12 protein-coding genes are annotated in these 11,322 nt (G+C 71.3%); 3 read left to right on the top strand and 9 right to left on the bottom strand.

Annotated elements, in window-relative coordinates:
* Positions 1-40: 40 nt before the first annotated feature.
* Genes CLV40_RS20860 through CLV40_RS20825 form a run of 8 tightly spaced genes read right to left on the bottom strand, consistent with a single transcriptional unit; the run spans position 41 to position 7,374 of the window.
* The gene (locus tag CLV40_RS20860; RefSeq protein ID WP_104480637.1) at positions 41-1,114 is read right to left on the bottom strand and encodes an alpha/beta hydrolase; all 1,074 of its coding nucleotides are present in this window, start codon (positions 1,112-1,114) and stop codon (positions 41-43) included.
* Entirely contained in the window at positions 1,111-1,896 is a 786-nt protein-coding gene (locus tag CLV40_RS20855) for a 2-oxo acid dehydrogenase subunit E2 (protein ID WP_219824051.1), read from the bottom strand. Before CLV40_RS20855 ends, CLV40_RS20860 begins: the two co-directional genes overlap by 4 nt.
* Positions 1,893-2,147 carry an acyl carrier protein gene (locus CLV40_RS20850; RefSeq protein ID WP_219824050.1) on the bottom strand — a complete coding sequence of 85 codons (255 nt, stop codon included), beginning with the start codon at positions 2,145-2,147 and terminating at the stop codon, positions 1,893-1,895. Before CLV40_RS20850 ends, CLV40_RS20855 begins: the two co-directional genes overlap by 4 nt.
* Positions 2,144-4,036: an HAD-IIIC family phosphatase gene (locus CLV40_RS20845; protein WP_104480636.1), complete on the bottom strand. Its 1,893-nt coding sequence runs from the start codon at positions 4,034-4,036 to the stop codon at positions 2,144-2,146. Before CLV40_RS20845 ends, CLV40_RS20850 begins: the two co-directional genes overlap by 4 nt.
* A complete protein-coding gene (locus CLV40_RS20840; RefSeq protein ID WP_104480635.1) occupies positions 4,037-5,065 on the bottom strand; it encodes a 3-oxoacyl-ACP synthase III family protein in 1,029 nt (342 codons plus the stop codon).
* Positions 5,066-5,091: 26 nt separating this feature from the next.
* Entirely contained in the window at positions 5,092-5,592 is a 501-nt protein-coding gene (locus CLV40_RS20835) for an allene oxide cyclase barrel-like domain-containing protein (RefSeq protein ID WP_146108140.1), read from the bottom strand.
* A 46-nt stretch (positions 5,593-5,638) separates the two neighbouring features.
* Positions 5,639-6,151 (bottom strand): allene oxide cyclase barrel-like domain-containing protein, encoded by a 513-nt coding sequence (locus CLV40_RS20830; RefSeq protein ID WP_104480633.1) that lies wholly within the window; start codon positions 6,149-6,151, stop codon positions 5,639-5,641.
* A gap of 17 nt (positions 6,152-6,168) precedes the next feature.
* A complete protein-coding gene (locus CLV40_RS20825; RefSeq protein ID WP_104480632.1) occupies positions 6,169-7,374 on the bottom strand; it encodes a cytochrome P450 in 1,206 nt (401 codons plus the stop codon).
* A 448-nt stretch (positions 7,375-7,822) separates the two neighbouring features.
* On the opposite strand from CLV40_RS20825, the gene CLV40_RS40365 reads away from it, so the two are divergent.
* The 3 genes from CLV40_RS40365 to CLV40_RS20815 all read left to right on the top strand — a co-directional run bounded on the left by CLV40_RS40365 (position 7,823) and on the right by CLV40_RS20815 (position 9,451).
* On the top strand, positions 7,823-8,062 hold the full coding sequence (locus tag CLV40_RS40365; protein ID WP_281261678.1) for a transposase: 240 nt from the start codon (positions 7,823-7,825) through the stop codon (positions 8,060-8,062).
* Between the two features lie 153 nt (positions 8,063-8,215).
* Positions 8,216-8,917, top strand: a complete 702-nt coding sequence (locus CLV40_RS40360; RefSeq protein ID WP_281261677.1) for an IS3 family transposase — start codon at positions 8,216-8,218, stop codon at positions 8,915-8,917.
* Positions 8,918-9,148: 231 nt separating this feature from the next.
* On the top strand, positions 9,149-9,451 hold the full coding sequence (locus tag CLV40_RS20815) for a hypothetical protein (protein WP_104480631.1): 303 nt from the start codon (positions 9,149-9,151) through the stop codon (positions 9,449-9,451).
* A gap of 269 nt (positions 9,452-9,720) precedes the next feature.
* Here CLV40_RS20815 and CLV40_RS20810 read toward each other — a convergent pair whose 3' ends face one another.
* Positions 9,721-11,316, bottom strand: a complete 1,596-nt coding sequence (locus CLV40_RS20810; RefSeq protein WP_104480630.1) for an amidase family protein — start codon at positions 11,314-11,316, stop codon at positions 9,721-9,723.
* Positions 11,317-11,322 lie beyond the last annotated feature (6 nt).

Here is an 11,322-nt window from a genome sequence, read left to right as displayed (position 1 = left end):
GTCTACCCGGAGGGGTCGTGGGGGAGTGGTCGCCGCGGGGCTAGCCCCGCCGCGCGCGGTTGCCGAGCCTGCGCAGCGCCAGGCGCGCCGCCAGGGCGACGCGCTCGCGGCCCCAGGTGCCGCGCGACCGCATCAGGGACAGCAGGATCCACAGCCGGGTCTCGGCGAAGTGGTTCGGCGAGCCGTGCACGTCGTCGTGCGTGGTGACCCGGACCCGGCGGGCGTGGGCGCGCAAGTGGCGTACCTCGCCGCGCGGGATGATCTCGTCGCGGGCGCTGGCCACGTAGCCGATCCCGGCGTCGACGGCCGCCAACTCCCCCGGGAGCAGCGCCCAGTCCGACAGGTGGTCGAACACGGTGTCCGGTGTGGTGCCGGTCAAGTGCGCGAGGGTGTCCACGGTGACCTTCGGGACCTGCCGCTGCCAGGTGCGGTCGGTGAAGAAGTCGCGCACCGGGGCGCCCGCGGTGAGCACCGTGCGGATTCTCGGGTCCCGCGCGGCGGCGCGCAGCGCGGCGTGCCCGCTGAAGCTCAGCGCGAGCAGGTGCGCGTCGTCGGTGTCGGCGCGGTCGCGGACCGCGTCCAGCAGCGCCGGGTACAGCGTCCAGGCCTCCCGGTCGTACCGCAGGGTGTTCTCACCGACCCCTGGCAGCTCGGTGACCAGACCCGCCATGCCGTGCGCCGCCAGTTCCAGCAGCACGGGGGCCCACTGCTCCTTCACGCTGACGATGCCGCCGGTCACCACCAGCAGCGGCTTGCGCGCGTCCCGGTCGAGACCGGTCGTCCACGCCCGCACCCGGCCGCCCGGCAGCCGCAGCTCCAACGGTTCGATCCCGGGCACCCGCGCGCGCCAGCGGTCGAACGCGGCCACGCACCGGCGCAGCGCTTCCCGCCGCGATTCGCCGTCCACGAAGGGGAACCTGCCCAGGTTGTAGTGCCCGCAGGCGGCGAGCAGATCACCCGCGGCCTCCAGCCGCTCGCCCGCCGCCACCCACGCCCCGGCCCAGGACGGCTCCCGCTCGATCCCACCGAGCAGCCGCGCCAGGTGCGCGGGCGGCAGGTTCTGGGCGCGGCCGTGCGCCACGACGTACCGCTTGAGTTCGGCCAGGTCGTTCACGGCGCGTCCACCTCGGTGGGCCCCGCCGCGCCGACCGGGAACGACTCCAGCGCGGCGCGGATCTCGGTCAGTACGTCGGCGGCTTCCGCGCCGTCGATCACCCGGTGATCGAACGCCAGGCTCAGCCGCGCCACCGGGGCGATGCCCACCGCGCCGCCGCGCACGACGGGCCGGTCGAGCACCCGCCCGACCCCCAGGGTGATCGTGGTGCCGCCGACGGAGTGGAACCCGTCGACCGGCCGGTGCCCCAACGAGGTCACCGCGAACGTGCCGGTGAGCGCGGGCCGCAGCGCCAGCGACCGCGCCGCCCGGCGGAACCGGCGCAGCGCCACCGGGAACCGGGCCGCGTGCAGGCCGCGCACCGCGGCGAACTCCGGCATGGTGTCCGCGTCACCGGTGCGGAAGCGGTCGATCCACGCCTGCACCTGGTCGAGGTCGAGCCGGTCGGCCTCGCGCACCACCGCGGCCAGCACGACCCGTTCACCACCAATCCGCTTGTCCAGGGCGACCTTGGCGTGCGCGGAGTCGAACTCGGCCACCCGGGGCCGCAACCGCCCCCGCACGGCGGCGTTGGCCCGGCGGTGGCGCACCAGCACCCGCGCCGCCGCGTGCACCACGTGCGCGACCACCGAGTACCGCCCGCCGCGCGCGACGGCCGCCTCCCGGTTGGCCGCGACGGCGCTCATGTCCACTTCGGTGTCGAGGAAGACCGGGGCGAACTCGCGCACCTGGTCCAGGAAAAACAGGGTGTGCCTGCGCTGCGCGGGCAACCGGGCGGTCACGCCGCCGCCAGCGCGTACACCTGCGCCAGGGTGCGCGCCTCCAGCACGTCGGCCAGCGACAGTGCCCGGCCGGTGCGCTGCTCCAGGATCGAGCACAGCGACAGCAGGTGCAGCGAGTCCCAGCCGGTGACCTCGTCGAAGTCCACCGAGGCGGACTCCTCGGTCACCGGCAGGCCCAGTTCGGTGCGGACGATCCCGACCAGGTCGGCGACCGAGTCCAGGCTTCCCGGGCGGTGTGCTCGCGGGGTCATCGCAGCTCCTCGAGGTCGGTCCGCAGTCGCACGTGACCGGGAACCCCGGGCAGGTCGACGAGGTCGTGGTGGAACAGTTCGGTGTCACCGTCGCGCCCCGCCAGGGCGAAGCCGTGGCGGGTGTAGAAGTCGCGCACCTTGCCGTTCTTGGATGTGGGCCGGTATGCACCGCGCACACCGCGCACACCGCTGTCGGCGGCGTGGCGCAGCAGGGCGGCGAGCCCGGCGGTCTCCACGCCCCGCCCGAAGACCCGGCAGCTGAGCAGGAAGTTGTCCAGGTGCAGGGCATCGCGGTCGCGGTGCGCGAGCAGGGCGCCGACCAGGCCGTTGTCGCCGAAGCGGTCCGCGCTGTGCAGCGCGAGCACCAGTCCGTCCGGGTCCTGGGCGAGCGCCCGCACCTCGGCGGACGAGAGACGCGCTGCGGTCATGGTGAACTGGTTGGTGCGCTGGGTCAGCTGCGCCACCCGGTCCCACTCGGTTTCGCCCGCCCGGCCCAGCCGCACCCGCACCCCGAGTTCGCCGAGGTAGTCCGCGACGGACTCGAAGGTGTCGAGGAAGTCCTTGCGCGCCAGGTCGTCGCGGTACCTAGTGGCCCGCACACCGTCCTCCGCGGTCAGTTCGAGCGCGGCGAACCAGTTGTCCCGCAGCAGCTTGCGGCCGTGCGTGGCGGGCTCGCTGTCGAGCCGCACCACGGCCACCCCCGGCAGCCGCGAGCGGACCAGGCCGCACTCGAAGGGGTTGTCGTCGGTGAACACCACGCTGTCGACCCCGAGGTTGAGGTCGGCGGCCAACTCGCGGATGTTGTCGTGCTTGGGGTTCCAGTTCGCCACCACCCGCACGAAGTCGACCTCGCGCAGCGTCATTCCCGGGTGTTCGCGCAGCACCTCGGCCACCGGCTCACGGTCGTTCTTGCTCACTGCGGCGAGCAGCACGCCCTGAGACCCGATCTGCTTGACCAGCCGCTGGTAGCGGGCGAACGCCGCGCCCCGACCGGTTCCGGACGGTTCGATGCCCTCGGCGCCGTCGTCGCCGAGGATCCCACCCCACAGGGTCTCGTCCAGGTCCACCGCCAGCACCTTCTTGGCGCGTCCGGTCACCGCGCGGGCGACGTGCCCCACTTCACGGGCGTACGCGGTCAACAACTCGACGGAGAGGTGCGCCCCGGCGTAGACGTCCAGCCGCGGGTCGACGGCGGGCACGCCGTCGGCGAGCACCGGGTCGAGGTCGAGCACGACCACGCCCGGGTGCTCGGCGGCCAAGCCGAGCAGGTAGGCGTCGTGTTCGCGCCACAACGCCCCGACGCGGGCCCGGGACCGGTAGTCCACCAACTGGCCCACCAGGTCCGCGGGCAGGGGGACGGTGTTGAGCACCAGCGTGCCCGCGCCACCCGCGACGTGCTCGCGCACCAGCCCGGTGATCAGCGCCTGCTTGGCTGCCAGCACCCGCTCCAGGTCGTCCGGCGTCCACGGCAGCGGTAGCTCGTCGGCCGCGATCGCCGGGTCCAGCACGCACAGCAGCAGGTCCGGGCCGAACACGCGCAGCTCGCTGGCCGGGTCGCCCAGGTCGAACACCCAGCCGTCGAAGTCGCCGAGCCGGTGTTCCAGCAGCACGCCGTGCCGGGCCAGTTCGACGGTCAGCGCGGGAACCAGCGGCCCCAGCGTGCCGTGTCCGGTGATCGCCACCCGGACGACCGCGGTGTCCGGGTGCGCGGCCAGGACCTCGGCCACGGGCACCCGCGACAGCAGCGCGCCCGCGCGGCGCAGGTCGTCCCCGGACAGCTCAGCCAGCAGCCCGCGCACCCGGGGGTAGGAACCCGCCACCGCACCGGAGGCGTGCAGCTCCCACAGTTCCGCCGCGGCGACCTCCGCCGCGGTCGTGGCCGTCGTCATCTAGACCCCCTCCAGCGCGAATCCAGACTTGATCCACTTCGATGACTCGATCGACACGCCGATGGCCCGCTCGCCCGGCCGCAGCTCGCCCAGCAACCGCTCCAGCTGGAAGAAGACGATTCCGTTGCCGATGTTGCCGGTCTCCCGCACGCAGGTGACCCGGCGCCCGCCGACACCGAGCCGGTCGGCGATCAGCTCGGTCATCCGACCGGACAACTGTGGCGGCAGCAGGTGCTCGACGTCGTCGCCGGTCCAGCCCGCGTCGTCGAGCAGTTCCTTGACCACCTCCGCGGCCATGTCCGGCACGTGCCGCTCGATGGCCTTGTAGTCCTCCGACGCCCCGGTGCCGCGCACCGCCCGCTCGTGCGGCCCGTACCAGTCGAGGGTGGCGCCGGGTTCCCGGTTCGCCCCGACCAGGCGGGTGAACACCGAGCGGAGCGCGGCGGCTCCCGGGGCCGGGTCGGTGCTGAGCACCGCGGCGCCCGCGCCGTCGCCGAAGAGCACGAACCCGACCAGCTCGGTGGGCGGGACGCGGCGCAGGTCCGCGGTGAGGTCGAAGAACCGGGCGACGACGTCGCCGCCGAGCACCAGGGCGTTGCGGTAGCGGCCGTCGAGCAGGAACCGCCGGGCGACCTCGAGCGCCTGCACCGCGCCGGAACAGCCGGACTGCAACTGGAACGCGGGCACGCCGTCGATGCCGAGCCGGTCGGCCACCACGCTCGCCGTCGTGGGCATCAGCCGGTCCGGGGTGGCGGTGGCGAGCACGACCAGGTCGATGTCGGACGGGGACAGCGCGGCGTCGGCGATGGCCCGCTCGGCGGCCGCGGTCGCCAAGTCGGCCAGTCCACCCACCCGCTCACCCGTGTCCAGGTCCAGCGCCAGGTGCCTGCTGCGGGTGCCGATGAAGGTGTCGATCCACTGCTCCCACAGCGCGTCCATGCCGAACCGGGCGGCCAGCGCGGCGTTGGTGACCGGTGCCCCGGGCAGGGCGGTCCCGGCCGAGAGCAGGTGCACGTCGGGGAACTCCATCCTTGTCCTCCTCGTTCCGGCCGCGTTCAGCCGCACACGGTGATCCGAGCGTCCACCGGCTCGTCCGGCACGATCACCCGCCACTCGCGGCGCCCGGAAAGTCCTTTGTAGACACCGTCGACACCGATCGCGCGGTAGCTGATCCACCGACCCGCGAGCACGTCGCGGAAGTCGGCCACGCCCTCGGCGTGGACGATGCCGTCGGTGAGGAAGATGTCCTCGGTGTAGTGGGTCAGCACGGCGCCGCGCGGGGTCTTGGCCTTGACCTCGTAGCGGCCCATGATCGTGCCCCGGTAGGCGCCACGGTCGTCGACCAGTTCGTCGTGGTAGATCCCCAGCTGACCCACCTTGGGGTCGGCCAGGTCGACGTTCTGCAGGTTCTTCAACTGGGGTTCGGTGTATTCCCGCGACAGGCAGCGCGCGCCGCGCGCGGGTTCCGGGCTCGCCGCCGCGGCGGGGCCGGTGAGCCCGGTGACCACGAGCGCGGTCACCGCGACCAGGGCGGAACGGGATCGGCTGGGGGACATGGTCGGCCTTTCGACGGGGTGGGGACGCGGTCGTGGTGCCATCGGGTCAGGGGCACAGGGAGAGCACGACACGGGAGACCATCGGTGTCGGCGTCATCAGGATGCGGCGCACCGCGGACACACCGAGGTAGCGGCCGGTGACCCCGACGCCGGGCGTGGACACCCAGCCGCCCGCGAACTCCGCGGTGATGTCGTTGACACCGGAGAAGACGAACAGTTCGCCGTACAGCCGCACGTGTTCGGTGCGCACGGCGAACGCGTGGCCGTCCGCGGCGCGCTCGGCGACGATCTCCAGCCTGCCCTCGGTGCGGCCGACCAGCGCGCCGTCGACGGTGTGGATCTCGTCGTGGTAGCGGCGCACCTGCCCCACGCGCGGTACGGGGGTGATCTCGCCCTCGCCGCCGAGGACCCGTTCGGTCAGTTCGGGCAGCGTCAGCCAGCCGGTGGCCGGGTCGACGTCGACGGCGGGGGCATCCGGTGTCGGCGTCGACCCGTGGCCGAGGGCGGACTTGAGGGCTTCGGCCAGGGTGGTCAGGTCGGTGGACAGCACGTCGGTCACAGCGGGGCCTCCGGGGCTCACCAGGTCACGGGCAGTGCCGCCAGGCCGTGCAGCCCAGCGGGGTGCTTGAGCCGCAGCTCGTCCTCGGCCACGGCGAGCCGCAGGTCGGGGATGCGCGCGAAGAGCCTGCCCAGGGAGATCTCCAGCTCGGTCCGCGCCAGGTGCTGCCCGAGGCACTGGTGGATGCCGAACCCGAAGGCGAGGTGCCGTCGCGAGGCGCGGGCCGGATCGATCGACCCCGGGTCGGGGAACACCGACGCATCCCGGTTCATCGCGGCCAGCCCGAGCACGACCCCGTCGCCCTCGGCGATCGGCACACCCGCGAGTTCGGTGTCGCGGGTGGCGAACCGACCCGGCCCGTCGGCGATTGACAGCACCCGGAGCAACTCCTCGATGAGGTCCGCGGGTGGTGCCGCGCGCAGCTCCGGCCGCGCGATCAGGGTCAGCACACCGAGCGTGATGGCGTTGGCGGTCGTCTCGTGCCCGGCGACCAACAGCAACAAAGCGATCTCAGCCAGCTCGTCGACCGGCAGCGCACCCTCGTCGAGGTAGTCCGCGATCAGCGCGTCCAGCAGCGTGTCCAGCGGCTGGCGCCTGCGCAGCCGGATCAGGTCTTCGAGGTACTCCCGGATGGCACGGAAAGCCGCTCCGCTCTGCTCGAGTGTGGAGTCGCCGTCCACGATCAGCCGGGACTGGCGCTCGAAGTGGTCGTGGTCGGCGTAGGGCACCCCGAGCAGCAGACAGATCACCCGTGACGGCACCGGCAGTGCGTACCGGGGCAGCAGGTCGGCCACCGGTCCGTCGGCCAGCAACCGATCAACCAGGTCGTCGACGATCGAGACGATCTCCGGCCGCAGATCCGAGACCCGCCGATGGGTGAACCGAGCGATCACCATCCGGCGCTGCCGGGTGTGTTCCGGCGGGTCCAGCCCCAAAAAATTCTTGATCTTGCGAGCCGACTCGAACCTCGGTGCGGTAGCCGGAAACCGCGGATCAGCGCGCTTGGAGGAGAAAACCTGGTGGTCGCCGAGCACCGCCCGCCCCTCGTCGTACCCGGTAACGACCCACACCACGCGCCCGTCGTAGAGCCGCGCCCGAGTGAGCGGCCCCTCCCGCCGCAACTCGGCGTACCCACCAGGCTCGGAGAACGGACACGCTCGAGCGGTAGGGAACTCCGGCAGCCCAGCCACCACTCCCGCGGTGTCGGCTCGATCGGCGCTCATCAGCGGCTCCCTACCTCGTCGCGCAGCCCCTCCGGGAAGACCCCCTGAGCCTTGACGCCGGTGCTGAGCAACCACTAGGCAAGCCCTGTCCGCGATCTAAAGGATCGCTGACAGAACCCCGAACACCCCAGGTCACCAATGATCCACAAGAGACCAAAACCCGCCGCCCAAACGCCTTCCCAGGCCCGACGACCAACCGCGAATCCCGACCACGAATGATCTCTTCCGCCCTTGCCGCACAGGGTGACGCACCTGCATCCAGCTATCCGGCAGACAACCCGCACGGTTGGCGACGAGCCGTTCCAGCAGGAAGGGTCTGCTGCACCGACAGGTGACATCCGAGTCGGCTTGCCGTGATGGTGAGCTGGGAGGATGTCGCTGTGCCCAAGCCCTACCCCAGGAGTTCCGCGACGATGTCGTGCGGGTCGCTGGTGACCGTGAGCCCGGTGTGACCGTTGAGCAGATCGCGAAGGACTTCGGAGTCCACCCGATGACCCTGTTCAAGTGGCTGCGCCAGGCCGACGCCGACGAGGGCGTGAAGCCGGGTGAGAGCAGGAGTGACTTGGCGGAGCTGCGTGAGGCCCGCAAGCGGATCAAGTTGCTGGAGCAGGAAAACGAGGTCCTGCGCCGCGCGACGGCATACCTGTCCCAGGCGCATCTGCCGGGAAAAGGCTCTACCCGCTCGTGAACGAGCTGGCCGCAGACGGGATCCCCGTCGCGGTGACGTGCCGGGTCTTGAACATCGCTCGACAGCCGTACTACCGGTGGCGTGCCCGGCCGGTCACCGAGACAGAACTCAAACAGGCGTATCGGGCGAACGCGTTGTTCGACGCTCACCGCGATGATCCGGAGTTCGGCTACCGGTTCCTGGCCGACGAAGTCCGTGACGCCGGCTGGTCGATGGCGGATCGGACCGCGTGGCGGATCTGCTCGTCGATGGGCTGGTGGAGCGCGTTCGGCACGAAACGCGGCCGCACGGGCAAGAAGCGGTCCGCCGGTGCACGACGACCTGGTCCGGCGCGACTTCACCGCCACAGCGCCGAACCGGCTGTGGCTGGACGATATCACCGAACACCGCACCACAGAGGGAAAGCTGTATCTGTGCGCGGTCAAGGACGTCTGCTCCAACCGGATCGTCGGCTACTCCATCGACACCCGGATGAGAGCCCGCCTCGCCGTCACAGCGCTCTCCAACGCCCTCGCCCGCCGCGACGACGTTGTCGGCTGCGTGGTGCACACAGACCGCGGCTCGCAATTTCGATCAAGGAAATTTGTCCGTGCACTCGCGCGCCACGGCCTGACCGGCTCGATGGGCCGCGTCGGCGCCGCGGGCGACAACGCCGCCATGGAGAGCTTCTTCGCGTTGCTGCAGAACAACGTTCTCAACCGGCGCACCTGGTCCACCCGTGACGAACTGCGGACCGCGATCGTGACCTGGATCGAACGCACCTACCACCGCCGTAGACGCCAGGCCGCTCTCGGCCGGTTGACCCCCATCGAATACGAAGCAATCATGACCACGTCAGCCAACCGAGCTGCGTGACTACAACTGTCACCTACTCGTGCAGCGGACCCCATCGGCCTGGTGACCTGCTTGGTACGATCGAAAAGTGACCACGTCGGATAGCCAAAACCTGGTCCTTACGCCCGAGAGGGGCAGTACCACATCCACGGTCAAGCGGGCGGGGGCGAGTCCTGGCCCGGCACCGAAGACGGCTTGTTCGTCGGAGACGACCGGTGGGTGGCTGTCCTGTGTGGTACCGACTGGGGACCGGTGTCCCTCCGGTTCCGCAGGCACGACGAAGCACCGCCATTGACCGCCTCGGACTGGGACATGATCGGCGAGCGGACCATCGAGTGCCCACACGGCCTTCTCGTCATCCAGGCCTTGTACAGCACCGAACAAGTAGTCGATCTGCCCGTTCCGGCTGGCTTGATTCGACTCCGTGTTTCCGTGCGAGGCCGACTTTCCGCCGAGGAGCATCTGATCGAGTACTGGTCCGTCGGCGATGAAGCACCTTCGCAAACACTCGTGGGTCCGGACGAGTTCGGCATCCGATATCTCAGCACCCAATAGTCGCCACTATGCGTCGTCGAAAGTGTCATTAATCGCAGGGCGAGACGTGTGCGGCGGTTCGGGGCATCTACCCGATGCCCCGAACCGCGTCGCGATCAGCACGGCCAGGTACGTCCTCGTGACTGGCTGTGCCACCCACATCACCGTGGACCTGAGGATGTCGAGAGTTCCCCCCCACTCAACTCCTCGGCGCCGTGGTGCGGATTCGCCCAACTCCGCCGACGCGGTGGTGATCTCCCGGCAGGCCGCCTTCGGGGGCTGGCATCTGGTCAGCGTGTTGTCGGCAGGTAGTGCGGGGTTCGTCGGGCGTGGGTGGCCTGTTCGTAGGCGTAGGCGAATCCGATCAGGCGGGCGTCGGTGAAGCGGGTGCCGAGGAAGGACAAGCCCAAGGGCAGCCCGTTGGCGGAATAGCCCGCGGGGACGGTGACGTGGGGATAGCCCGCCGCCGCGGAGTGGGTGGTGGTCTTGGCGAAGGGGGCGCTGTCGCGTTCGCGGCCGATGACCGGGGCGGGCAGTGAGGTCGGGGTGACGATCGCGTCGAGGCGGTATCGGGCCAGCACGTCGTCGATCGCCCGTCGGGCCGCGCTGGTGGTCGCCTCGCGGTGGGCCCGGTAGGCGGGAGCGGTGAGGTCGCCGTCGGTCTTGTCGGCCATGTCGAAGAGCACGTGGTCGAACCCGTCGGGGTTGCGGTCGTAGTAGTCGATCAGCTCGCGAAGGTTCTTCGGGTGTGTGCCCGGCGTGGCCGCGAGGTAGGCGTTGAGGTCGTGCTTGAACTCGGTCAGCACCGCGGGCAGCATGTGCTCGTTCGCCACGTCCTGGATGTCGGGTACGTCCGCGCCCTCCACCACCGTGGCGCCCAGGTCGCGCAGTTGCCGAACGGCCGCGTCGAAGACGCGGTCCACATCGGCGTCGACCCCGGCGTGCCCCTCCCGCCACAGGCCGATGCGCTTGCCGCGCAACGCGTCCCGGTTCAGGACCGTGCGGGGGTCGCCGGGCAGTGTGCCCGCCGCGGTCGCGGTGTCCGGGTCGGCGGGGTCGACGCCTTGGAGCGCCCACAGCGTCAACGCCGCGTCGGTGACGGTGCGCGCGATCGGCCCCGGCGTGTCGTGGCGCCCGGTGATCGGGACGACCCCGCCGCGGCTCACCAGCCCCAGGGTGGGCCTGATCCCCACCGTCGAGGTGACGGCCGCCGGGTACACGACCGACCCGTCGGTGTCCGTGCCGATCGCGACCGCGGCCAGCCCCGCCGCCGCGGACACCGCCGAACCGCTCGACGAGCCTGCCGGGCTGCGGTCCAGGACGTACGGGTTGTGCGTCTGGCCGCCGACCGCGCTCCAGCCGTCCGGCAGGTCGGAGCCGCGGAAGTTCGACCACTCGGACTGGTTGGCCTTGCCCAGGATCACCGCGCCCGCGGCCCGCAGCCGCGCCACCAGGAAGGCGTCGGCGGCGGGCTTGGCGTCGAGCAGCGCCTTGGCGCCCGCGGTGGTCCCCTGGCGGTCCGCGGTGTTCATGTTCTCCTTGAGCAGCACCGGGATCCCCTCGAGTGGACCTCGGGCCCCGTGCGCGCGCCGCTGGGCGTCGCTGCGGCGAGCCATGGCGACCGCGTCCGGGTTGACCCGCACCACCGCGTTCAGGCGGGGGTTGAGCCGCTCGATCCGCAGCAGGTAGCCGCGCGTCACCTGCTCGGAGCTGAGTCGACGCGTGTGCATGGCCGCCTGCAGGTCGACGACCGTGGCGCGCTCGAGCAACCCGTCCAGGGCCGCGTCACACCCCGCCGTGGCTGCGGCGGGGGACAATGAGGTCACCGCGACCACTGCGGCGAGCCCGGCCGCCGCGAGGCCTGTCCTCCGGTTGAACGTGCCCATCGAATT

Origin of the sequence: Actinokineospora auranticolor (genome assembly GCF_002934265.1) — a bacterium.
In the GTDB taxonomy this organism is placed as follows: Bacteria; Actinomycetota; Actinomycetes; order Mycobacteriales; family Pseudonocardiaceae; genus Actinokineospora; species Actinokineospora auranticolor.
This window is presented reverse-complemented; position numbering and strand designations above follow the sequence as displayed.